This is a genomic window from Acidaminobacter sp. JC074 (assembly GCF_022496765.1).
In the GTDB taxonomy this organism is placed as follows: domain Bacteria; phylum Bacillota; class Clostridia; order Peptostreptococcales; family Acidaminobacteraceae; genus JABXKX01.
The window spans coordinates 1-24,570 of record NZ_VANV01000010.1; the positions used below are offsets into that span (position 1 = coordinate 1).

At 35.4% G+C, this 24,570-nt stretch carries 21 protein-coding genes, 1 riboswitch and 1 other annotated feature; of the genes, 15 read left to right on the plus strand and 6 right to left on the minus strand.

What is annotated here, in order from left to right; genetic code table 11:
* Positions 1–159 precede the first annotated feature (159 nt).
* Both EZV73_RS12320 and EZV73_RS12325 read right to left on the minus strand, forming a co-directional pair.
* Positions 160–525 (minus strand): PleD family two-component system response regulator, encoded by a 366-nt coding sequence (locus EZV73_RS12320; protein WP_240840629.1) that lies wholly within the window; start codon positions 523–525, stop codon positions 160–162.
* The gene (locus tag EZV73_RS12325; protein WP_240840630.1) at positions 515–3,262 is read right to left on the minus strand and encodes an ATP-binding protein; all 2,748 of its coding nucleotides are present in this window, start codon (positions 3,260–3,262) and stop codon (positions 515–517) included. The genes EZV73_RS12320 and EZV73_RS12325 overlap by 11 nt, the downstream gene beginning before the upstream one ends.
* Positions 3,263–3,692: 430 nt before the next feature.
* Here EZV73_RS12325 and EZV73_RS12330 point away from each other — a divergent pair, with 430 nt between their 5' ends.
* Positions 3,693–5,528, plus strand: a complete 1,836-nt coding sequence (locus tag EZV73_RS12330) for an ABC transporter substrate-binding protein (protein ID WP_240840631.1) — start codon at positions 3,693–3,695, stop codon at positions 5,526–5,528.
* A gap of 447 nt (positions 5,529–5,975) precedes the next feature.
* Positions 5,976–6,572, plus strand: coding sequence for a hypothetical protein (locus tag EZV73_RS12335; RefSeq protein WP_240840632.1), 597 nt, complete (start codon positions 5,976–5,978; stop codon positions 6,570–6,572).
* Between the two features lie 61 nt (positions 6,573–6,633).
* On the opposite strand, the gene EZV73_RS12340 is transcribed toward EZV73_RS12335, so the two are convergent.
* Positions 6,634–9,234 (minus strand): response regulator, encoded by a 2,601-nt coding sequence (locus EZV73_RS12340; protein ID WP_240840633.1) that lies wholly within the window; start codon positions 9,232–9,234, stop codon positions 6,634–6,636.
* Positions 9,235–9,388: 154 nt separating this feature from the next.
* Positions 9,389–10,258, minus strand: coding sequence for a radical SAM protein (locus EZV73_RS12345; protein ID WP_240840634.1), 870 nt, complete (start codon positions 10,256–10,258; stop codon positions 9,389–9,391).
* Positions 10,259–10,426: 168 nt separating this feature from the next.
* On the opposite strand from EZV73_RS12345, the gene EZV73_RS12350 reads away from it, so the two are divergent.
* Together EZV73_RS12350 and EZV73_RS12355 are read left to right on the plus strand one after the other, a co-directional pair.
* Positions 10,427–11,125 carry a hypothetical protein gene (locus EZV73_RS12350; protein ID WP_240840635.1) on the plus strand — a complete coding sequence of 233 codons (699 nt, stop codon included), beginning with the start codon at positions 10,427–10,429 and terminating at the stop codon, positions 11,123–11,125.
* Between the two features lie 127 nt (positions 11,126–11,252).
* Positions 11,253–11,726, plus strand: a complete 474-nt coding sequence (locus tag EZV73_RS12355; protein WP_240840636.1) for a rhodanese-like domain-containing protein — start codon at positions 11,253–11,255, stop codon at positions 11,724–11,726.
* A gap of 66 nt (positions 11,727–11,792) precedes the next feature.
* On the opposite strand, the gene EZV73_RS12360 is transcribed toward EZV73_RS12355, so the two are convergent.
* Positions 11,793–12,134 carry a hypothetical protein gene (locus EZV73_RS12360; protein ID WP_240840637.1) on the minus strand — a complete coding sequence of 114 codons (342 nt, stop codon included), beginning with the start codon at positions 12,132–12,134 and terminating at the stop codon, positions 11,793–11,795.
* Between the two features lie 173 nt (positions 12,135–12,307).
* Positions 12,308–12,405, plus strand: a riboswitch (purine riboswitch).
* A 34-nt stretch (positions 12,406–12,439) separates the two neighbouring features.
* On the opposite strand from EZV73_RS12360, the gene EZV73_RS12365 reads away from it, so the two are divergent.
* The 7 genes from EZV73_RS12365 (at position 12,440) to ilvN (ending at position 18,787) form a co-directional block, all read left to right on the plus strand.
* Positions 12,440–12,982: an HD domain-containing protein gene (locus EZV73_RS12365; RefSeq protein ID WP_240840638.1), complete on the plus strand. Its 543-nt coding sequence runs from the start codon at positions 12,440–12,442 to the stop codon at positions 12,980–12,982.
* A gap of 10 nt (positions 12,983–12,992) precedes the next feature.
* Positions 12,993–13,334 (plus strand): helix-turn-helix domain-containing protein, encoded by a 342-nt coding sequence (locus EZV73_RS12370; protein WP_240840639.1) that lies wholly within the window; start codon positions 12,993–12,995, stop codon positions 13,332–13,334.
* A 93-nt stretch (positions 13,335–13,427) separates the two neighbouring features.
* On the plus strand, positions 13,428–13,922 hold the full coding sequence (locus EZV73_RS12375; RefSeq protein ID WP_240840640.1) for a lactoylglutathione lyase family protein: 495 nt from the start codon (positions 13,428–13,430) through the stop codon (positions 13,920–13,922).
* A 115-nt stretch (positions 13,923–14,037) separates the two neighbouring features.
* Complete coding sequence (locus EZV73_RS12380) at positions 14,038–15,522, plus strand: helix-turn-helix domain-containing protein (protein ID WP_240840641.1); 1,485 nt, start codon at positions 14,038–14,040, stop codon at positions 15,520–15,522.
* 114 nt (positions 15,523–15,636) lie between these two features.
* Positions 15,637–16,113, plus strand: a complete 477-nt coding sequence (locus EZV73_RS12385; protein WP_240840642.1) for a GyrI-like domain-containing protein — start codon at positions 15,637–15,639, stop codon at positions 16,111–16,113.
* A gap of 180 nt (positions 16,114–16,293) precedes the next feature.
* Positions 16,294–16,530: a binding site (T-box leader), on the plus strand.
* A gap of 146 nt (positions 16,531–16,676) precedes the next feature.
* Entirely contained in the window at positions 16,677–18,296 is a 1,620-nt protein-coding gene (gene ilvB, locus EZV73_RS12390) for a biosynthetic-type acetolactate synthase large subunit (protein ID WP_240840643.1), read from the plus strand.
* Positions 18,297–18,304: 8 nt separating this feature from the next.
* Positions 18,305–18,787 (plus strand): acetolactate synthase small subunit, encoded by a 483-nt coding sequence (gene ilvN, locus EZV73_RS12395; RefSeq protein ID WP_240840644.1) that lies wholly within the window; start codon positions 18,305–18,307, stop codon positions 18,785–18,787.
* A 35-nt stretch (positions 18,788–18,822) separates the two neighbouring features.
* Here the strand turns inward: ilvN and EZV73_RS12400 are convergent, their stop codons facing one another.
* Positions 18,823–20,514, minus strand: a complete 1,692-nt coding sequence (locus tag EZV73_RS12400) for a transporter substrate-binding domain-containing protein (protein ID WP_240840645.1) — start codon at positions 20,512–20,514, stop codon at positions 18,823–18,825.
* A gap of 223 nt (positions 20,515–20,737) precedes the next feature.
* Here EZV73_RS12400 and EZV73_RS28885 point away from each other — a divergent pair, with 223 nt between their 5' ends.
* The 4 genes from EZV73_RS28885 to arsA all read left to right on the plus strand — a co-directional run bounded on the left by EZV73_RS28885 (position 20,738) and on the right by arsA (position 24,548).
* Positions 20,738–21,991, plus strand: a complete 1,254-nt coding sequence (locus EZV73_RS28885; protein WP_240840646.1) for an MFS transporter — start codon at positions 20,738–20,740, stop codon at positions 21,989–21,991.
* A 150-nt stretch (positions 21,992–22,141) separates the two neighbouring features.
* The gene (locus EZV73_RS12410) at positions 22,142–22,441 is read left to right on the plus strand and encodes a metalloregulator ArsR/SmtB family transcription factor (RefSeq protein ID WP_240840647.1); all 300 of its coding nucleotides are present in this window, start codon (positions 22,142–22,144) and stop codon (positions 22,439–22,441) included.
* 12 nt (positions 22,442–22,453) lie between these two features.
* Positions 22,454–22,810 carry an arsenite efflux transporter metallochaperone ArsD gene (gene arsD / locus EZV73_RS12415; protein WP_240840648.1) on the plus strand — a complete coding sequence of 119 codons (357 nt, stop codon included), beginning with the start codon at positions 22,454–22,456 and terminating at the stop codon, positions 22,808–22,810.
* Entirely contained in the window at positions 22,800–24,548 is a 1,749-nt protein-coding gene (gene arsA, locus EZV73_RS12420) for an arsenical pump-driving ATPase (protein ID WP_305037114.1), read from the plus strand. Before arsD ends, arsA begins: the two co-directional genes overlap by 11 nt.
* Positions 24,549–24,570: the final 22 nt, after the last annotated feature.

A 24,570-nucleotide genomic window follows, 5' to 3' on the forward strand; every position in this document is an offset into this window, starting at 1 on the left:
GGCTCTTCGTACATTCATAAAAAGTACCTCCTCGATAAACTTGAGTTACTCAAAAAACTCTAAACAGTTTTTCGAGCTTACTATTACTTATTATCAAGAATATCAGTTATACTATTTTTTAAAAAGGTACGCATGATTAACCGTTTACAAAGTAATTTTTTAAATGTATTTTATAATCTTTAGAAGCAAAAGATCTCTATTAATCGGTTTTGAAATGAAATCTGTTGCACCACTTATTAAACATGCCAATTCATCTTCGCTACTATTATTAGCAGTTACCATGATGATTGGAATGGCTTTTGTCTGCTTAGCTTTTTTTAGTTCAGCAGCCACTGTATAACCATCTAAGTCTGGCATGTTGACATCTAGGAGTATCAATTGAGGTTGTATCAGCTTAGCGATTTTTATGGCGTCGCGTCCGTTTAGTGCAGCATGCAACTTAAAGTCCTTACTTAAAAGGTTATCTAAGAGATCGATATTCATTTTTACATCATCAACAATGAGTATTATTTTTTTATCTTGCATCAAATACCTCCTCATAGATTGATAATGCTCTGGCAAATTCATAATCAGATACCAAGTTAACAAGTCTTTCATATCGTTTCTTTCCAAATTTATTTATTAACTCATCTTCATTGTTTATAAGAATATCCTTACTATAGATAGCATGTTCTATCAGAGAATCTTTAAGTGTTAGAATAAGTTTATCAAGGCTTTCTGAAAGAGGACGAAAGTGTCTTTTAGTCTTATGCTTATATGGTGTGATAATGGCTCTGATTTCTTTTGAAAGATCTTCCAAAGCGGTAGATAAACTAGTCTTAAGTGAGCTGATATCTTTACCTGATGCAATGAAATTCTCTATTTCTTTGGTCATGTTTTGAATTTCACTTGCACCTAAATTACCGCTGGCACCTTTTAAGTTATGGTAAAAGCGAATTTTCTCATTGGCTGAATCAAAGCTTGGTGGTATTTTTTCAAATTGTTCTATATAGTCACTGATTAAATCTAAGTACAAACCTGTATTGTTAGCGAAACGATCTAAAGCTTCCTCTACATCTAGGATTTCTGATAAATCATCTAATATTTGTTCAGTCTCATGGTCTTCATGACTATCATCAAGAAGGAAGCTGGATCTAGGAAGAGCCTCAACCACTGATTGAATCAGCTTCTTAGGAAATACAGGCTTTAGCAAATGGCCTTGCATATCATATTCTAAGGTTCTTCTTAGGGTAGATAGGTTTGTATCAGCTGTTAAAGCGATGATAGGCAGTTGGTCTCCTGTAAAAAAGTGTCTGATTTCTTTTGTGGCTTCGAAACCGTCCATGACCGGCATTTGAAGGTCCATAATAATCAAGTTGATTGAAAAATCAAGTTTTAAAAGCTGAACAGCTTCAAATCCATTTTCAGCAAAAAGTATGTCAAATCCTAAAGGTGACAAAATATCAGCGATGACTTGTCGGTTATCGTCGACATCGTCAACAATTAGCAATCTACAGCCCTGATATACGTTGGAGAAATCCTTTATATCATGTACAGGTTTGCTGGTCACTTTGTTGATCGTTTTATAAATGGGACATGAGAAAGTAAAGGTAGATCCTTTTCTTAGGCTACTTTTTACTTTGATATCTCCTCCTAAAAGGTATGCCAACTGCCTAGAAATTGAAAGACCTAAGCCAGTGCCACCGTACTTTTGACTTGTAGATGTTTCTGCTTGCTCATAAAGAGTAAAAATTTTTTCAATTTTTCTATTAGACATACCAATGCCTGTATCTATAATTGAAAAGAGCATATGATTATCGTCTTTGTTGACTTCTAACTTAACATAGCCTTCTTCTGTAAACTTGATGGCATTGTTTAGTAAGTTGGTAAGTATTTGATTGATTCGTAATTCGTCACCCATAAAGCTTTCTTCTACATCCTCATCTATATGAAAGTGAAGTTGAAGACCCTTTGATGATGCTTTGGATTCAAATAGATTGTAAAGCAAGCCCAAGCTCTGATGTATGTTAAAGGGGATGACATGTGTTTCGAGTTTGCCAGCTTCTATTTTTGAAAAATCAAGTACATTATTGATCAGTTCGATGAGGGTGATGCTTGCATTTCTTATTTTAAAGGCATATTCATTTTCTTTATCATCAAGGTCTATTTGATTGAGTAGTTCACTAAAGCCAAGGATAGCATTCAAAGGTGTTCTTATTTCATGTGACATAGAAGCAAGGAACATGGCCTTATCCTTGGCAGACCGAATGGCATTTTCTTTAGATTCTATAACATCATGAATATCTACAAAAATTCCTGCTAAAAATTCTGGTCTTTCAGGATAGAATTTCTTTTCATGGTATCTAAACCACCTATAAGTACCATCTTTTGCCTTGACTCTTAAGTCTTGAGTATAGGTGATGTCGCCTTGTGTCGTTTTCATACGTTTAAGGTAATTTGCAGCAAATACTTTAAGGTCATCTTCATGAACATAATGAAAGACCGATGTCTTAAGTATAGGGATTTCCTCTTTGGCATAACCAAGTTTCTCTAACATGGGATCCATCAATCGTAGGATATAGTCATTGCTGCCAATGGACTCAAAATAGTAGACACCAAGGTCATCTAAGACCTCTTCAATTTCTCTTTTTACATGCAATTTTATATCTGCATTATGCTTGATATCAAGACTTTTAACGATGGCATAAATGCCAATGACTTGCCCCGTATCGTCAAGTATGGATTCTATTGTTTCAGTATATGAAAGACTTCTATAACCAGTGTTGAAGTTCATCTCTGTCTCAACAGCTTCCTTGGTATTTAGTACATAGATTTCTTTTTCTATAGGGAAGATGTAATTTGGACCAAGAATATCTGAATGATGAAAGTTGACAATGCACATGCCGCTGATATTAGTAACCTTACGAAAGACTTGATTGACATACTTGTATCTTAAGTCTTTGTCTTTAAAAAAGACGACGTCATTTATGTTTTCAAAGATTGTATCAATAATCTTATTGAGAAATATCCAAGTATGAAGATCTTCTTTATCTGAGTTGGGTACTTCATAGATCATTCGAAAGTTGCGTGTCTTATCTTCAGATGAAAAAGTCAATTGATTGTAGTTGTATGCTTGTCCTCGGTAAAAGGTAAAGTCTCTTTTAAATATGACCTGGTCGTCTTCATAGATACAAGCATAAACATCAAATTCCTCAAACATCCACTTTAAATCTAATAAGATTATATCCATATAATTAATAGGCACATCATAATGTGTTTTCATTTGAATCCACCTCTCTGGTTAATAAATATACCCAAAATATTAGGCGATGAAACCCATGTGAGGGATGCGATCTTGCTACATTAGCTTATGGACAGAGTCAGTTTATATGTAGCTTATGCTGTTTTCTATCTGCTTATAATCGTTTTGAAAGTCTGATTTCGGGGTAGTTTGTTAATGAAAGATTTCTTGAAGTATGAGTTTGAAAGAAGTCTTGATTCTTATTCAGTTGTAAAAATTTGTGTTGAGATGGATAAGAAAGGGAGCTTGTAGATTTGGAGGTGTTAAATCTTTTTTAGAAGTTTACCCTATTAAATGTTTGTTTATAATGACAGAATAATAGCTTGAGTTTTGAGTAACAGATGTTGGATGAACAAAGGGCGAATTGTTTATTCTTTAAATCACTCAAGCAGTATGCATTGGGAGGTAAGTTATGAAACGAATATTGATTTTACTAACACTTCTTGCATTAATGACCTTATTAATTGCTTGCAGTGGAGATATTGAGCGTGCTTTAGAGAATAATATCACAAGTGAGACAGAGCTTGTAGTCGAATCAACAGAAGAGTTGATAGAAGATGAGCCTGAAATAAACATGAGACCATTTGTGGTGGGCTGTACAGATTTTAATGGTGACTTTTACAAAGGATGGACAAACTCATCGTATGATAATGATATCATTAGTCTTGTATGGGGATTTGGCTTGATGACTGATAACTCAAGAGGGGAATTGATAAGTTCGCCCTTAGTAGAAAACCTGGATGTTACAGATGACTTATTTGAATGGACATTTACAATTGTTCCAGGAGTGAGTTTTCATAATGGCGAAGCTTTAACCGTGAGTGATGTTAAGTTTACTTATGAGTTTTACATGAACACTGAAGCTCTAAATGAGGCTGGCGCTTCATCTTTATTAGGAGAGTATATAGAAAGTATTGAAATTGATGAAGATAAGAATACCATAACTTTTAGATTGAAAAAGGTTATGTTTACGATGGATTATTCAATCTTTTATGAAGTGTGGATTTTACCTGAAGATACAATTTTAGAAGGCGCAAAAGCGACTGGTCAAACAAGTCAACAATGGGTTAAATCAAATATATCAAGCCCTATAGGTTACGGGCCTTATATATTTGTAGAGTATAAGGAATCGGAATTTGTAAGGTTAAGAGTTAATCCAGATTATATTGATAGACCACCTGCAATACAAGAGATCATCGTGAAAGTAGTACCAGTAGAAACTGCTTTTGATCAACTGGTACTTGGCAAAGTTGATTTGCTCGACAGGTCTAGTTATCTAAAAGATGAAGACAATAAAGATGGGCGCTTGACTCAAAACATCTATTATAGACATGGTGGCGGCACTATGATACTTCATTCTGATTTTGAGGCCTTTCAACTAACAGAAGTTAGACAAGCATTTGCCTATGTCTTAAACAGGACCAAAATAATCGAACTTTTCTTAGAGAATCAAGGTCTTGCATCTCAGGGGCCTTACTCAAAAAATCATTGGATGATGTACGACGATGATGAAATGGATATGTTAGGTACTGATGGGGTTGGCAGATTTGAAAGCAGCTTGATCAATTACGATATACTGGATGCTAAGGGAGAGTTCGATGAAAGTGCAAACATAGAAAAAGCACATGAGCTCCTTGACTTGGCTGTTTCTAAAACTCATGGACAATACATTCATTTAACTAAAGTAGATGATACTTATAAGTGGAAGGGTGAAGACTTGGAAATAAAAGTTATATATACTAGCTTTTGGTCTGATATATACAATTTGGTTTGGAATGAAAACTATATTTCTAAACTAGGCTTCAAGGTTACCTTGTATGGTCTTGATTGGCCGGCTATGTACAGTCACTGGACTGGAGATACCGAAGATGAAAGACAGTATCATGCTTTTGTTGGAGGCATGGGCTATGGTGTGAAATCCAATCCCAGAGAATCTTATTCAGTTATGAATATAAAAGAATGGGGTCACCCTTCAGATAACTCATCAAGATTTACAGGCGGCTCTTCATATACCAAAGAAGAATGGGAAGAATTGTTGATAGCCATTGAAAACTGTCATCCAATTGATGGTCTTGAGGCTTATAAAGCTCTTTGGAGAGAGTTCGTAGTTGTAATTAATAATGAGGTACCAATCATTCCGGTTTACTCTAATAGATACAGTGACGTATATGATTCTAATCTAGAAAACTTTGAGACCAATGCATTATGGTCTTGGACAAGAGCTATTTTAGATGCAAACTGGAAATAGTTTTAAAGTATGGAATAATACATGACTAGGTAGGACTATAAATGTTAGAAAGAATACAGATAAAATTAAGATCCATATGAACTTGTGTAAGAATATCATGCCAAGTAGATATGGATTTATTTTTGTGTCTTTAAATGTTACTATTTTGTAATAATGATTACTGAATCGTAACATGGATTTGGATTTGATGTTTTAGAGAGTTTGAGTTTGTAACTACATAATTAGAATATTTCGAAATAGTAACAATATTAAGAATCTATACTTCAATTATTTTACTGTAAATATAAGTTTTGATTAAAAAAGTCGGAATATTCGATGAATAATCAGTGAGTTATACCTATAGATTAAATGTTAAAAAAAAGACACAAAATAGGGTTGGTGTTTGTAACAGGGTATCATAAGACTGTACATAATGTGATTCGATTGAATAATCAGGGGAGTGATTTTATGAGTAAAAAAGTTTTATGTCTAGTTCTTGTTCTATCAATTATCTTATTGCCTTTATATGGTGTTTCAATCGCACTAGATGATGTTTTTGATGATTCACCGGGCGTTGGTATTAAATTAAGTGCTTATTTTGTAGATATTAATCCAGGAGATGAAGTTAAAGTTACAGCATATGTTACAGGCCTAGAAAGTAGCGAAGTTCATTTCATTTTGGAAGATAACGATTTACTTACTCTTACTCCAAATGGTAAGAGTGCGATTGTTACAATGGATAAAGACGCAAAAAATTATGGAGAGCAAACAATTAAACTTGAAGTAAGATCTGCTTGTGGTGCTTGTAAAGACTATGTTAGATTTTCAGTGGCTGAAGCAGCTCGTGGACCTGGATTCGTTTGGAAGAAAAGCATGGGCAGTGTTGAAATATTCCCAGATATCTATCAAGCACCAATCGTAAGAGATTATATTAGAAAACAAAGAACTACAGAGTACAGATGGGTAGAAAATCATGGTGCAGTTGGTGTATTCCCAGACATGGTTAAAGTACCAATCAAAGCACCGATTCAAATGATCAATGATGGGAGTAATTTCTCATATTAATGATAAGAAAACTGAATCACATTTTACAACGATGAATAGAAAAGGAGCTGAGCTCCTTTTTTTATGAATCAATTACTTGTGCATTTTTAATTGTGTTGATAAGTGTTTGGAACTCCTCTTCTAGTTGCAGGTAATCATCCATGTTTTCGATTTGATGGATAGTAAGATTTTGAGCTTTTATCTCTTTAAGGACATGATCAGCCAATTCGCTGATAACACCGGCACCAATATTGGCTGTTAGGCCTTTTAAATTCAAAAAGCACCGAATCAATTCATCTTGATTGTTTAAGTTTCTAATATCTATGCCTTTGTCATAATCAGACGCAAAGTCTATGAGCAATTTCTCATATAGATGAAGGTTGCCACCCCAGCGCTCAACGGCTTCATTGACATTTAAGTAATGGGATAGACTTTTTATGTCCACATGGTTGATAGAAACAGTTTTCCTTTCATCTATTGTAGGCTTTAAATATTCAACAAGCATTTGGTGAAGTGCCTTTACTTCAAAAGGCTTGATCAAATAATCAGTAAAACCTGAGCTTTTCATTTCATCTTGAGTGTCTTTCATAGCATCTGCAGTCAGGCCGATGACAGGCAGTTCTTCCATCTTTAACTCATTTCTTATTATTTGAACAGCTTCAAGTCCATTCATCTTTGGCATTTGAATGTCCATCAGTATCAGGTCGTAGGTATGTTTTTTTATTGCCTCTATACAATCAAGTCCATTTTCAACAATATCTATTTCAAAACCAAGATTATTAAGGTTTTCAGTAATGACTTCTTGATTCATCTTTAAATCTTCGACCAATAGGATTTTGTTACGGCTTCTTAACTTAAGTTCGGACGCAGTACTTGAATAATTCTTGATGATGTTTTTTACATCAGCCACTTTATATGGTAATGACAAAATAAAAAGATTGCTGTTGGCATTTGAGTAAGTTAGACTGCCTTTCATAAGTTCAGCCAATTGTTTGGAAATAGATAAGCCTACTCCGAGTTTACCATAGACACGTGTTTTCGAATCATTGATATTATTTTGTGATGAAAAGAGGCCTGAAATGAACTCATCGCCTAAGGCTTGACCATTATCACCTATTTTAATAAGGATGTTTTCTTTGCTATAAGACACTGAAACTGTTACATGGCCTTCTAAGACATTATCAAAGGCAGTACTTAATAAGTTCATTAGAATTTGGTTGACCCTTAAGCAGTCCATTTGAACATAATCAGGTAATCCTTTTTGAAGGGTCATCTTATACTTGACTTTTCGTTTTCTAGCTTCAATTTTGAAGATGTTGTTAATGTTGTTTAAGACGTTTTTTAAGCTGCAATTGATGACATTTAGTTCTAAATTACCGGCCTCTACATTTGAAAGATCAAGTATGTCATTTATAACAACCAACAGGCTTTTGGTTGCCTGTAAAATGTTTCCTAAGTAGTTTTCTTGTCTTAAGTTGAGAGGCGTCTTTTTTAAGAGCTCACTGAAACCTAGGATACCGTTTAAAGGTGTCCTAATCTCATGAGAGGTGTTGGCTAAAAAAATTGCCTTTGATTGTGTTGCTTCTTCAGCTTGCTCTTTTGCAGTAACAAAATCATGAATGCTTGTAAAAACACCAACACTTAGAATCGGTTTACCTTTCTTGGTTTTACTGATGGTTTTCATTCGGTTTTGAAACCAGTGGTAGACACCTTTTTCTTTTCTTAAGCGCAACTGGATGCTGTAAGCATCTATTTCACCAGCAAGAAGCTTTTTAGTGTTAGATTGCCAAAGGTCTAAATCTTCCTCGTAAATGATCTCTTCAATGGCCATATAACCATCGTCAGTCATAGGTATATTGAATCTATTGAGGATCTTTTTAGATAGGGTATGGGTCTGATTGGTGAAGTTACTAAACTCATAATAGAAGACACCAACATCGTCTAGAATGCTCTGAATTCTTGCAGGCAGTATTGGTAAGACATCTTCACTTTCCCTTTCTATATCGATAATTTTTACAAGACAAGTAATCCCTACAACATTTGAATCTCGGTAGCTAATAGGCATGATCTTCATTTCATAATCATAAAAAATAAAGGCATCCATTATCTGCTCGTTGAAGGTGACCGTTTCATTTTTATTGATAGCCATGAGTTCTTTTTCCAAAGGAAACAAACTTTTGGATTTGATGACTTCTGAGTATGTTTTTCCCACGATGTGTTTATAATGGACATTTAAAAGTTTGCAAAAGGCCAAGTTAACAAACTTATATCTTAAGTCCGTGTCTTTAACAAATACAACATCATGGGGATATTTTAGGCAGGCATCAATAACACCAGTCTTGATGGCCCATTCAGCTTCTGTAAAATCAGTTGTTGGCATGCCGAGGTAGATGGTACATAAGCGGTTACCTGAACTGTCATTAACGGGAATATATATTAATCGGGTTTCTATGTTTTGATAATGAATGACATCTTCCCATAAGGTTAAAGTTCTTCTTGTACTGAAAAAATCACAGTGTTCACTAATCTTGTAATCACATTTATAGGGTGTATTTGTGTTGATGTAGATAAGGTCAGAGTTGTAATCTAAAATGATGGCCAAAGGATTATTTAGAAACCAGACTTTTAGATTGGCTATGATCGTTTGATAAACTTCTATATCGATGTAATATTGATTATCCATAATTTCACCTCTTATACTAGTATTACCCCATAAATGTTTCTTTACTCGGCCGTGAAAGGTGATTTGAAAGAAGTTAAGGCATGTTTTATTCTTAATTCATAACACAAAAAACAGATCTCACTTAGGTAGATCTGCTTTTATGAATGCTTGTTATTTACAACATTCTAGTTCCTTCTGAGTAAAACATTTCTTCATCATTTAAGATTTGATCGATGGTTTTAAGAAGGAGATCTTTTTCTTCTGGTAACTTGCCTTTTAGAGCCACATAGTTAGATGCATGATTGCTTCTAAAAGTACATGACTTAAGGTCTAGGTTTTCTATAAATAGTTTTGCTTCCACCATCACTTCTTGAGGCTGCAGTAGGGTCAAGTTGCCCTTTATGATTCTATTGTAAAAGGCACCTTCTTTGTTGACCATTAAAGTTAAGAGCGATAAGTAATGGGGGTTGATGGCATTGACCACCATAGCAGATTCAAGTGCATGCTCTCTTGTACGTTCCTTGCCGCCAAGACCAGAAATAATCATGGTTGAAAGTATTATGCCTGAGGCAACAATTTTCTGACCAGCTTCGATCATTTCTTTTTTGCTTACACCTTTACATATGTCCTTCAAAATGACATCATCACCGGATTCTATTCCTAGATAGGCCATGGTCAGTTTTCTCTCTTTTAAGATTTTTAGATCGTCTAAAGATTTATTTAAGATGTCTTTTGGTGCTGCATAGACAGAAATTCTTTCTAGCTCAGGAAAGGATTCATTTATCCTGTCAAGCAGTATTATCAGTTTGTCCATGCTTAAGACCAATGCATTGCCATCAGCTAAAAAGATTCTTTTAAGAGATCCATAAGATTGTTTAGCCATATCCAAATCTTCAAATATATCATTTAAATCTCTTACTCTAAATTGCTTGTCTTTGTACATATCGCAGAATGTACATTTGTTGTGTGAACATCCTATGGTCACTTGTAATATATAACTACGCGCCTCGCTAGGTGGACGGTAGACACTTCCTTCATACCTCATAAAAGCCTCCATAATCTATCATTGAGATTAATTATAACATATATCTCAGTTCATTGAGGCATCTAGTATTGGAAATATCAATTCTGATCAAAGCTGTATTGAAAGTTTCAATTAGACAAGCCATGATTGACTCGAGCATAATAAGAGTATGATGAAAAAGGAGCTATGATGATAAAAGATGATATTGCTATTTCTACTGCTGCATTTTGCTTATGGGACATTGGGCCTGTTAGAAAACTAAAGATCTGTGAGGACTTAGGATTTACAAGAATTGTAATAGCTTTTTCTACTATGAAAATGCTCAAACAGTTTGCCAGATCACCAGATTTATGTAAGAAATTATCACACTTTGATCATGTGATGATCCATGCACCTTGGTGTGGTATCACATACAAAGACAATAAGATGACCAAAGAAGTATTTAAGAATCTCGAAAAGATAGGCACCATGGCTTGTGTAGAAGCAGTTATCTTTCACTTTGACTGTATAAGTGATTGGTCGTGTTTTAAAAACTTAACGATGGCTTATTATGTTAAAAATCCCAATCATGCCAAATGGGAAAATTTCAACCAAGCCATTATTGACCATGACCTTAAAAGTGTCCTAGATATTAACAAGGCCATAAGGTTTGAAAATTACATCGATTATTATTTAAGTGATTACAGTAAAGAAGTTAAGGCCATTCATGTGAGTGGTTTTGTTGACGACTTGGGAAGAATGCCTATTGTAGAAAGCGGACAAATAGAGGTACTTGAAAAAGTAAAAAGCATAAAAGCACCTATAGTCATTGAGGGGCTTTTTTCTCCAGGAGATTTTCAAGGCATCAGAGATGAAATAAAGGTCATACAAGAAAGCATGGCAGGTTAATGTAATCTATATGTATTTATAAAATACTATCTTGTAAGGAATCCTTATTAAGGCCTTCTATTTCATGAGATAGGTGATATAATGTAGGTGTTCGTTATGTAATGATGTATGACAATGGGGGTTATGGATGAACCAAGTAAAAAAATTGAGTATGGTCTTTATGATAGTACTGGTTATATTTATCGGATGCCAGCCTGAAGATGCAGGACTTGAATACAAGTATTATAGTCAAGACAAGTTAAAAGATACACTTGATCAGGAATCACCTCTTGTGATTTTGGATATTCAAGTAGAAGAGGAGTTTAATGCACATCATATTGATGGTGCAATTGCCACTTATGCCTTTCCAGTAAAAAGTGACCAGGACAAGGCTAAGCTAGAAGAGCAGTTAGATATGCTTGAAGCTACAGAGGATGATATAGTCATAGTCTGTCCAATGGGACGTATTGGTGCTGAAAGAACCTACCAATATCTTATAGAAAAAGGTATTTCAGCTGAAAGGTTGTTTATTTTAGAAGATGGTCAAGCGGGTTGGACAAGTGATATAGAAAATGCTCATAAGACAGATGAAATAGAAGAAACTGAATCTGACGATACATGAGGTGCATAGAAGCTGTAGTTTACAGTAAAATATAATGCCATCCTGATAAATAGATGGCATTTTTAGTTATCTATTAGCAGTTTGATAGTGGGTATCAAATACAAGGGGATTGAACTTGACTTCTAATAATAGCCTATCATTTTTTTTAGAAGAAGATACATGAGGAAATACGCTTATAGTAGAATGAGCATCACTCTTGTCTTTTGAAATACGGTGCGAAGCGATTTCTTTACTGGTGCGTGCTAGGATATCATTGTAGTCATCAGGTTCGATTTTATATGCATGAAGGTAGTCGTTCAAGCATATGGTGACTCTGTTGGAAAAAGGATGGTAAGTCTTCATTAATAAAAGTAAATCTTTGATGATTTGTGCTGATAATCTTTTTACGGTGTCTACATTTGCCTTCATTTAAGTCTACTCCTTTCTACTCAGAACATATGATTTTGATTGTTTTACTCGCCTTTTTATATTCTACTTATTAAGATGATTATAGCAAAGTCACTAGCTCAGTTATAGGATTTTGAAGTAAATTGTTATAATTTTAACAAAATGTTGATTTTGACAAATTTCCAAGCTTGTAGTAGTATTGTGACGAAGAATTTCGTATAATCCCATTTGTTCGGTTTGGGAGTCTCTACCAGAAACCTAATTTCTGATTACGATATAGTTTTTATTAAAATTATAGGTAATCAGTTTTTTATTAGGAGGATTTTATGAGAATAGGTACTTATATCAACACTTACACTAAGAGGAAATTTTGGCCCTTAGATCCAAGAAAAGAAGAGATTGTACTAGAGGATATCTCACATGCACTCTCTATGATATGTAGAGGAAATGGGCATTACTCACACTTCTACAGTGTTGGTCAGCATTCGATTAATTGTGCTTATGAAGCAAGAGCCAGGGGACACAGCAAGAGAATACAACTGGCCTGTTTATTACACGATGCCTCTGAGGCTTATTTATCAGACATCACAAGACCAGTTAAAAAACACTTGACTGACTATCAAAGAATAGAAAAAAACTTACAGGAGATGATTTATGAAGCCTTTGGCCTAGAGGACTTAAGTGATTCTGATTATGAAAAAGTCAAACGCATTGACGATGCCATGCTTTCTTATGAAATGAATCTTCTTTTAAACATACCAGATCTAAACGATTTAGAGTTAAAGTTGGATTATGATTTATCCTTTCGAAGGATGGAAGATGTGAAAAAGGAGTTTATAGTCCTTACAAATAAACTGTCTGTAAAATAAAGGAGTCTTTATGGCTAAGATAAAAGAAGAATACTCTTGCGCATTACTTTTAGCAATGGATTTAGTCGGTGGCAAATGGAAACTTAGAATCCTATGGCATATTGTACATGGTGATAATCGTTATTCTTTATTGCAAAAGGGTATACCAGACATTACAGAAAAAATGTTGACAACTCAGTTGCGTGAAATGGAAATTAGCGGTTTGATTCACAGAACTGTTGTCTGCGAAAAACCTCTGCATGTGGAGTATAGCTTAAATGATGCTTACAAGGAACTTAAAGTTATTGTAGATAGCTTATGTGATTTAGGCAAAGCATATGGAAAGAGTAACAGCATAGTCGTTAATGAATAACCTACCTACAAAAAAGTAAGTGATTCTCAGATGAAATTCACTTTGATATACTCATAACATCAATCTAGATGAATATTATAAAAGGAGAGAGTTATGAGTTATCCAAGAAGTTTTTCACATATTGGTTTGTCAGTACCAAACCTAGAACAAGCAGTAGAATTTTACGAAGAAGTTATGGGATGGTATGTGGTCATGAAGCCCTCGAGAGTTGAGGAAGAGGTAGATACACCTATAGGCATTATGTGCCAAGATGTATTTGGTGAAGGTTATGAGGATTTTAAAATTGCCCACATGGTAACCTCGGATGGTATTGGCGTTGAACTATTTGAGTTTAAGCAAAATGATAAAATAAGACCAGTTTTTGATCATGTTCCTACAGGATTATTTCACTTCTGTGTGCAAGATCCTGATATAGAAGGACTTGTAAATAAAATCGTTGAAAAAGGCGGCAAACAGCGTATGCCTATTAGAGAGTACTATCCAGGTGAAAAGCCTTATAGAATGTGTTATGTAGAAGATCCTTTTGGGATTGTTTTCGAAGTATACTCACATTCTTATGAAGTGACATATTCAAGTGGTGCCTATTAGTACAAGAAACATTTCAAGTTCCTAGTGATTCTAACTCTAGGAACTTTTGTTTTTTTTCAAATGCCTTATGTTACAATGGTTAAGAGTGATATTGATAGATATAACGGGAGGATGCGTGGCATATACATACGAGCTTGAGGCGATTTTATCTTATGTAGAAAAAAGAGTAAAAGAGAAAATCGATTTTACCGACCTTGAAGGTACTTTAAACTATTCATATAGACACATAAGAGGCTTTTTTAAACAAGAGACAGGCATTTCCTTGTCTAAATATATCTTGACTAGAAAGATTGCCTATTGTGCCAAAGAAATTAAAGAAACGGACAGAAGTCTATTAGATATTGCCTATGCGTACAATCTTGGTTCCTATGATACCTTCACTAGAGCTTTTAAACGTGAGACTGGTATCAGACCTTCTGACTTTAAGGACTCTCTTTTTGAAATTGGTATCAAACATATCTGTATGGGCATTTATGCACCTTCGATTATCTTTAAAGGTAAACCCACATCTGGCTTAGATATAAAAATGTCAGATCAGAAACATGATGCCTGTATCTTGTATGGCGTCTCAAGGGTCTATTATGGGAGAAAAAGTGATGGTTTTTTACAGTTTACGCCTTTTCCTATGTGTTTACAGTCTATACTTGACTATTTAGGACAAAGAACCTACTATTCTCATATAATGGCTGCAACAGGAGCATCATTTAGACTAACTTGGAACAAGGATATATGGGATTTGAGAGCCGTAGATGAAAGAAACATTTTCGATGATCCTTATAAGTCATTTAAAATGGCTTTTGAAATTGTTGGCAGAGATTTTAAGATTATAGATAAAGAGAGTGGGAGCAAAGAAGACTTTATCAAAATGATTCGATCTAGTATAGACAAAGGCTATCCACTTATTGCACTCGGCCTTGTCGGACCGCCAGATGCGACTGTCATCACAGGCTATAAAGACAATGGACAAACATTGTACGGTTGGAGTCTGGTACAAGAACATTTGGAGTTTAGAAAAGACATAAAAGTCGATTCATCCGGCTATTTTGAATGTGATAAATGGTGGGAAAATACTGCGGCATTAATGTCGATAGGTGACAGGCATTCAGTAGGTTTTACGGTTAAGAAAATGTTTGAAAATGCCTTAGAAATACTGACGAGTGAAGAACTTTTGATTAATGAAAGAGGGAGCTTTTACAGGGGCCAAGCAGCATATTTTGCAATTATTGAGTCGCTCTCAGATGAGAAGGCATTTTATGATGGGATGCCATACGCTGATTTAACAAGAAAAGTACTGGCTTTCAGAGATGCAATATCTATGATATGGGATGGTAGATCTTATGGTGCTGGTTATATAGGTTGGCTTGGTAAAGTTCATCTCGAAATATCTGTTGAGTGTGATCGGTGCAAAGACCACTTACGACAAGTGGTCCAGTCATGTATAAAAATTAATGAGTTATTAGGTGGTTTAAGTGGAGAAAAAGTAGCCCTGAATTTAAAGAAGTCATCTGTTAGAAAGACTCTTATTACTTATCTGGAAATAGCAAGAAAAAACGAGCTTGAAGCCTCCAGATGGATCATGAAAATCATAGAAAAACTCTAGATGGTCAAAAACGTCGAGAAGATCTTAAGCCTCTTGGTTATAATTAATGTAAACCTAGGATAAAGCTTTAAAGCACTTATTGGATGTTAAATCTATTATGATTGGAGTTAAGCTGTGAAAAATGAAAGATTCTTTTTAGAAAAAACAGAGTTTTATGGTTATGAGTTGCTTGTAGACTTAAGAAAGATTGGACAAGCTGATTTTAAAGGTTTATGGGCAAGGTTAGATGCTGTAAGTGAAGGCTTGAAATTAGATGAAGATATGTTCTTTATAGGCTATGAAGATTATAGGGAAATGACGACTGAGAATAAAACTTTTAAGTATTATGCCATGATACCTAGTAGCTACTTTGATGACATGCCTGAAGGTATGGTTTCTATGGTCTTAGAAGAAGGAGAATACATAAAATTTGAAAGTAGATTTCCAACTCATGGTCCAAAAATTTTTCAAAAGGCCTATAAATATTTACATGACAACAATATAGATTATGACAATAGATTTGATTTTGAGCTTATTCCAAGAGATTCACATCCTGGAGCTGGTATAGATGAGGATGAATCCCTGCTTTATATTGGACTCAAGCTAAAATAGATGGTCTGAAGTTCTGATTTTTTCAGGACTTTTTTTTGGTAATATTATGTTTATAATAACAGAAATATGGCCCTTCAAGTGATATGAATAAAATAGATGATGAAACAAGGTCCGAAAATTATTGTTGATATTATGCTTGACATACGTTTTTTTATTTGCTAATATGTATAAAAATTCATATTAAAGATATTGATGAGAAGGAGTAAGTTACATTTTATGCCTAGAGAGAAGATGGTTGGTGGAAATCTTCGTGAAAATGTTGTTGAAGGTAGTCTCTGAATCGTGTGCTGAAATAATAGTAGGTTACAACGGCATCCCACCGTTAACAGGGAGCTGGTATCGGAGTAATCCCGTACTGGGCAGAGAGCAAGCAATTTTTGAAATTAGGTGGTACCGCGAAGTAACTTCGTCCTATGTTGGATGGAGTTTTTATTTTTTTGAATAAAGGTAATACTTGAATTTCTTTTGAAGGCTTAAACAAACTTGACTGAAATTTCAAATTGTTTTGACAATGAAAAATAGAAATATTAAACTGGGAGAAATACATTTTATTGGAGGGAATTATGAAGGTTGCAAATGCTATCGTAAAACATTTAGAAAAAGAGAAGATTACAACGGTATTTGGTTACCCTGGCGGTGCGGTTATTGCCTTGTATGATGAATTAAGAAAGTCAGACATTAAACATGTCCTGGTAAGAAATGAGCAATCTGCCGTCCACTACGCCAGTGGCTATGCAAGAGAGTCATCTAGTGTAGGTGTCTGTATAGCAACTTCAGGTCCAGGTGCGACGAATCTGATAACAGGTATTGCCACAGCTTATATGGATTCCATTCCAATTGTTATCATCACAGGTCAGGTACATTCAGACTTAATAGGTACCGATGCTTTTCAAGAGGCAGATATTACTGGAGCAACTCAACCATTTACAAAACATAGTTACTTGTTAAGAAGAGGGGAGGATATATCAAAGGTTCTTAATGAAGCCTTTCATATTGCATCTTCTGGTAGACCGGGTCCTGTATTAATAGACATTCCATCGGATGTTTTTAGTGAGAAGGTTACATATGAACCGGATTATGCAATAGACATTCAGGGTTATAAGCCTACAACGGTAGGCCATAAAGGACAGATAAAACGTTCACTTAACAAGTTAAAAAACGCTGAACGCCCTTTGATATTTGCAGGAGGTGGTGTGGTCTCTTCTGATGCTAAAGAGGAACTTAGAACATTTGCAGAAAGCAACAGATTGCCTGTTGTCTGTTCTCTAATGGGACTTGGTGCATTCGATCATGCTTCTGAATTATATTGCGGTCTAGTAGGCAGTCATGGTAACTTGCTTGCTAATGATCTCTTCTTATCAGCCGATGTTATTTTAATATTTGGTGCTAGAATGTCTAATAGAGCCATGCATAAACTGGATGAACTAAACTCAGATGTAGTCATTATACATGTGGATGTAGACCCTGCAGAAATCAGTAAAAACCTTTCTGCCACCATACCTGTTGTAGGTGATGCAAAGAATATCTTAGATGCCTTTAATGCAAAAGGTCTTCAACTAGACACCAGTGAGTGGTTAAAGTCTATAGAGAAAAGAAGGTTTGATAATCTAATCGATACAGATGATAATATGGGTTTGGTTTCGCCAAAACGTTTTATGAAACACCTATCTGACCAGCTTTCTGATTCCTCTGTAGTTGTTGCTGATGTTGGTCAAAATCAGTTTTGGACCACTCGAAATATTGAGGTAATCAAGGATCGAAAGTTTATGACTTCTGGTGGTTTAGGTACAATGGGGTATTCACTTCCAGCCTCATTAGGCGCCAAACTTTCTTGTCCAGAAAAACAAGTAATTTGTACAATCGGTGATGGGGGCATCCAAATGTGCTTAGGTGAGCTTGCAGTTTTATCAGAGCAAAAGCTTGGTGTCAAACTGATCATCTTTAAGAACTCGAGACTTGGTATGGTAAGAGAACTTCAGGATAATATATATGGTAAAAACAGGGCCTTTGGCGTTCATTTAGACTTTGAAGTTGACTTTGTTCAACTAGGGAAAGCATATGGTATCAAAGGTTATAGGATTGAATCTGATGATGAAATAGAAAACGTTGTAGAGGCTCTACTTAAGGATGATGAACCATGTATCGTAGAATGTATGGTTAGTCCTGAGTACGCCACATTGTAGAGGTGATTATGGATAGACATATTATATCGGTATTGGTTGAAAACAGTTCAGGTGTCTTAAGTAGAATAGCTGGTCTTTTTAGTAGAAGGGCTTATAATATTGAAAGCTTGACTGTTGGCACAACAGATGATGAAACAATCTCAAGGATGACCATAACTGTTTTCGGGGATAGAAATACCTTGGAGCAGATTAAAAAGCAGTTAAACAAGCTTATTGAGGTCATAAAAATTATTGAGTTAAAACCTGAAAAATCAGTATGCAGAGAACTGATGATGATAAGAGTCAATTCTGAAGGTGCAAGATCAGATATCATGGAAGTAGCCAATATCTTTAGGGCAAACATCATTGATGTGGCCACTGATAATTTGGTTTTAGAGCTGACAGGTGACAAGAACAAAATGGATGCCTTTCTAGAACTTGTTGAACCTTTTGGTATACAAGAAATTGTGAGAACAGGCATAGCAGGTCTACAAAGAGGCAAGAGTATATAACGTCTAGAAATAGGCGTTTTTTTGTAAAAAAATAACTACTGAGTAGTTATTGGAAAAGTAATTTTAAAAGTAACACCCTTATCTATTTCTGATTCACATTCTATGGTGCCATTAAGGGTTTGTGTAACAAGATTGTAGACAATGTTTAAACCAATACCAGATCCCCCCTTATCTAAGCCTGTTGTAAAAAATGGCTCAAATATCTGATCTAAATCCTCACTAGGTATACCATGACCATCATCAGAGTATATTAAAACGAAATTGTCTGCCTCTTTAGAAAGTCTGATTTTAATATTGCCTGATTCAATGTCGTATAGGCCATATTTTAATGAGTTGGTCACAAAGTTTGTAATAATTTGTGAGATGGCACCGGGATAAGTATAGATGGTGTAATTCTCATCATATTTTAAAACAACATTATGTTTGGTCTTTTTAAGCCTAGGCTTTAGATTGAGAAGGACTTCTTCAAGATAAGTACCAATCATAAGTGTTCTGGGTTTTTCGTGCATTTGATCAACTGCAACAACCTTAAAGCTTTCTAAGTGATCGATGGTTATCAGAAGATTTTTCATGATAATATGAAGCAGTTCCTGATCACCGGAGATAAACTTTGTAAGCTGAGATTTTGACAATGTGTTTTGAGTAAAAGAGTCGTTAAGCTCTTTGGTTCGGTGTTCTGCTGTAGAGATAGCCGTTCGTATGATACCAAGCGGTGTAGATATCTCGTGGGTTATACCAGCAACCATCCTACCGAGTGCTGCCATCTTTTCATTCTGAATCAATTGATTCTGAGTCCTGTGTATTCTTGAAATAGAATCTTCAAGTTCTAAGTTGATTGCCTGCAACTCATTTGTCTTTCTAGCAACTTCTCGTCGTAAGGTCCATGTCCATAGCCAAGAGGCGAATATAATAAGTAGAAGCGGGAGACCTATGAAAAGAAAAAATCTATAGAGGGTTAGTAAGTTCTGCTGTTTTTCATATATGCCAAACCACACATCATAGATTTGGTCATATTGTCCGGTTGATTTAATAATGGCTAAACCTTCATTTAAAAGGGCTTGCAGGTCCTGGTTGCCTTCTTTAACTGCAAAACAGAGTTTTCTTTGTTGAAGATCATCACCAACGGCTTTAACACTTGTAATATCATTCTTTTTCATTAAATAATATGTTTGATATTTATTTAGTAGGGCTAAGTCCCCCACACCATTTTCAAGAGACAAAAGAGCATTTTCTTGTGTATCTAATGGGATGATATCATTGGTAATCTTGTTTTCAATTAGATAATCATGCATCAAATCATGGTTTTGAACCAGTATGGTTTTATCTTTTGCATCTTCAAGTGTTTTTATATTTGAATCATCTCTAACAAAAATAGAATGGGAGACAATGACATGTGTAGTTGTAAAGTCAACTTCCTTGTCTCTCTCTGGTGAAGAGAACATACCAGATAAAATATCAATGTCTCCATTAACAAGCCCATGTCTTATATCTTTCCATACACCAGTTTGAATTTCAATATTAAGGTTCATTTCTTTAGCGACAGCTTTCATAAGATCAATATTAAATCCAACAGCTTGATCATTTTCTTCATATTCATATGGTGGATAGTTGATGTCAGCTGCAACAATGATGACTTCACCTTTTGTATCCGTTTTGTAGGCATAGGAAAAAACAGTTATTGTAAACAATATGATGACAATAAGTAAAATGCTAGACTTTTTTTTCATGTGCCCCTCCAAGTATTATGACCTATTATATACATACCTCAAAATAAAAAATATAATCGTTTAATCTAGTTTAAATGCCTGAAAAGACAAGTTTTGAGCATGGGTCAATATAAGTTTTGCTTATTACAATCAGGATGGGGTAAGTATGAAATAATAAGGATAAATAGCTATAATATTTTGACAGAAGATATATGTTTATTAATCATAGAAAGGAGGCGGTAGAGTGGATAATTATCAAAATGATCATCTTAGTAAAGGTGTTGAGGTAGACCAAACACATAATCGTTGGACCATACTTTTAGCAGGCTTTTTATTATCTTTAATGGGTGGTATGAGCTACGCTTGGGGATCTTTTGTTGTACCTTTGGTTCAAGATTGGGGGTGGACCAATACACAAGCTGTACTGCCTTTTACAGTTCTGATTATTGTATTTGCCATTACCATGGTGCCGGCTGGATGGATTCAAGATAGGATTGGTCCAAGAAAAGTGGCTACATGGGGGGCTATTCAATTTTTTGTAGGCTATGCACTTTCGGGCCTACTAAAGTGGTTTCCTCATCCTGCCTGGCTTGTATTTTCATATGGTTTTATTGTAGGTATAGCATGTGGCTTAACTTATTCATGTATCGCACCGACAGCAAGAAAGTGGTATGCTGACAGACCTGGTTTTGCTGTGTCTACAGGTGTTATGGGCTTTGGTTTAGCAGCTGTGGTATTCTCACCTTTTAAGAAAGTTATGATTAAGAGTGTTGATGTAGATGGTACATTTTTAATACTTTCTGTGTTTGTAACAATCGTTGCCTTAATTGGCGCAAGAATGATGAGAAATCCTCCTGAGGGCTACCATGTAAACAGTGTTAAAAAAGATGGTAATACACATGAGATTAAAAAAGTTGAGGATGTTATGCCAAGTGACTTTATTAAAACACCAGTATTTTACCTATTATGGTTAGCGCTTGCCATGGTTATTGGTGGCGGCTTAACAGCGATTGGTTTGATTCCTGCTTATGGTGAAATTCAGTTGAAGCTGGCACCGACAGTTGCAGCAACAGCCATATCAGCATATGCTCTTACCAATGGTTTTGGTAGACCTATTGTAGGTATGCTGTCTGATAAAGTTGGTACCATGCGGGTTATGACAATTGTTTATGTGATTCAGGCAACAGTATTTTTACTTCTACCATGGGTAGCAGTCAATTACTGGTCACTTGTAATATGTTCACTACTTTTAGGTATTGGTTATGCCACTACTTTTGCATTATTTCCAGTGCTTGTATCAGCTGGCTTTGGTACAAAATATCTTGGCATGAATTATGGCCTTGTATTTTCAGCCTTTGGTATTGGTGCATTAACCAGTCTGATGGGATCCAAATTACTGGATATGACCAATTCTTTTACACCAGCATTTCTCTTAGCTGGTATAACAACAGTCATTGGTTTGATTCTGCTTAGAATTCTAAATACAAGAATCAATTAGTCCTAGACCTAGGAGATATTCTTTGTTATAAATAGAGGTTTTTATTAAACAACACCATTTTGGTGTTGTTTTTTTGTATAACGTATTGACAAGTATCGATATGACCCTTATGATAGTCATATCGACGGTTGTCGATATAAGGAGAAGAAAATGGATAGAGTAAAAGTATTTAAAGCATTAGGAGATCAAAATAGATTAAACATTCTTGAGATTCTCCAAACAGGAGAAAAATGTGGGTGTACCTTATTAGAAGAACTGAACATTGTTCAATCAACCTTGTCCCATCACATGAAACTGTTAGTAGAAAGTAATTTAGTATCAAGTCGGAAAGATGGTAAGTGGACATACTATTCATTGAATGATGAAGGATGCGATCGTACCAAGGACGTTTTAAATATTCTTTTCCAGAAGTCTGATAACTATGTATTTGAATGTGTCAATTGTGACTAGAAAGAGGCATAAATGAAAGTATTAAAGATATATGAGCCAGCTATGTGCTGTGCAACAGGCGTATGTGGTCCCAGTGTAGATCCTGAACTTTTAAGAATAACAACACTTGTAAATCAAGTTAAGGCAAATGGTGGTAAGATTGAAAGATACAATCTAACTGACAATCCCATGATCTTTGTAACAGAGTCTAAGGTCAATGAACTTTTAAATAGCCAGGGGATGGATGCACTACCGTTGATCATGTTAAATGATGAGGTGGTAAAGACCGGTGGTTACTTATCTAATGAAGAGATATTGGCTTTATTAGAGATTGAGATTAAAGCACCAGTATTTCAAATGAACGACCTTGGAGGCAGTAATGGTTTATAAAATGTCAGAGCTTGATATTCATAATCTACCTCTAACAAAGTATATCTTCTTTACAGGTAAGGGTGGTGTTGGTAAGACGTCTACCGCTTGTGCAGTTTCAGTAGCCCTAGCAGACCAAGGTAAAAAGGTTATACTAGTTAGTACGGATCCAGCTTCTAACCTTCAGGATGTCTTTAAAACAAATTTAGACAATAAAGGTATAGAGATAAAAGAGGTAGCTAATTTAACTGTGGCCAACTTTGAACCGGAATCAGCAGCTGCTGAATACAGAGAGTCTGTTGTTGGGCCTTTCAGGGGAAAACTGCCAGAGGTAGTTATTCAGAACATGGAAGAACAGTTATCGGGTTCTTGTACAGTTGAAATTGCAGCTTTTAATGAGTTTACCCACTTTTTAACAGATGAAAAAGTGACTGAAACATTTGACCATATTGTTTTTGATACAGCACCAACAGGTCATACCTTAAGGATGTTGCAGTTACCGTCTGCTTGGACAGATTTTATCAGTGAAAATACAACAGGGGCATCGTGTTTGGGTCAACTTTCAGGTCTAGAAGATAAGAAGGAAGTCTATAGAAATGCTGTGGATACATTGGCTGATGGTCAGAAAACCACTTTGATGTTGGTTACAAGACCAGACTATTCACCAATGAAGGAAGCTGAAAGAGCTTCTAAAGAATTGAGTGACATTGGTGTTAACAATCAGCTTCTCATTGTTAATGGCTTGGCGACAGAGGGGGACGATCCTTTATCAAATGCCATATATGACAAACAGCAAAAAGCGCTTAAGGAGATGCCTGAAATGTTAAAGTCACTGGATACAAAATCCATTGCTCTTAAACCTTTTAATATTGTAGGCATCAATCATTTAAGAAACTTTTTTCAATCAGATTACGACATGCCACTTGCATCAAAAGAAGACATTGCTGACTGTTTTAACTTATCACATGTCATAGAAGATTTACATGTAAAAGATAAAAAAGTTATCTTCACAATGGGCAAGGGTGGTGTTGGTAAAACTACTATGGCAGCAGCTATTGCTAGAGGTCTAGCCCAAAAGGGGAAGAAAGTTCATTTAACAACGACAGATCCGGCTGCCCACTTAAATATGGTAACAGATGAAGTTGAGAACATCTCTATCAGTTTTATTGATGAAAATGAGGAGTTAAGTAAGTACAAGAAAGAAGTGCTCAGTGCTTTACCTCTTGATACATCTAAGGAAGATAGAGACTATATTGAAGAGGATCTTAAGTCGCCATGTACTCAAGAAATAGCAGTATTTAGAGCTTTTGCTGAACTAGTAGAAAGATCAAATGATGAGGTGGTTGTTATTGACACTGCACCAACAGGTCATACACTTTTACTTTTAGATTCAACACAAAGTTACCATAAAGAAATTGAACGCTCAAATGGACAGGTACCTGAATCGGTTATGAATCTACTGCCAAGACTTAGAGATGACTCTCATACAGAGGTTCTAATACTAACTTTAGCAGAAACCACTCCAGTTTATGAAGCTAAAAGACTTTTAGAAGATCTAAAGAGAGCAGGTCTATACAGCAAGTGGTGGTTGATCAACTCAAGCCTCTATGCAACGGAGACAACAAATAAGCTGATGCTCTCTAAGGCAAATCAAGAAGCGAAGTGGATCAATCATGTCCATGACATATCAAATGGTCAGACTGCCCTTATTAAGTGGATCCCAGAAGACGTAACAAATAATGTGTTGGAAAATTTATAGAATCTTTACTAGGACTGGCTAA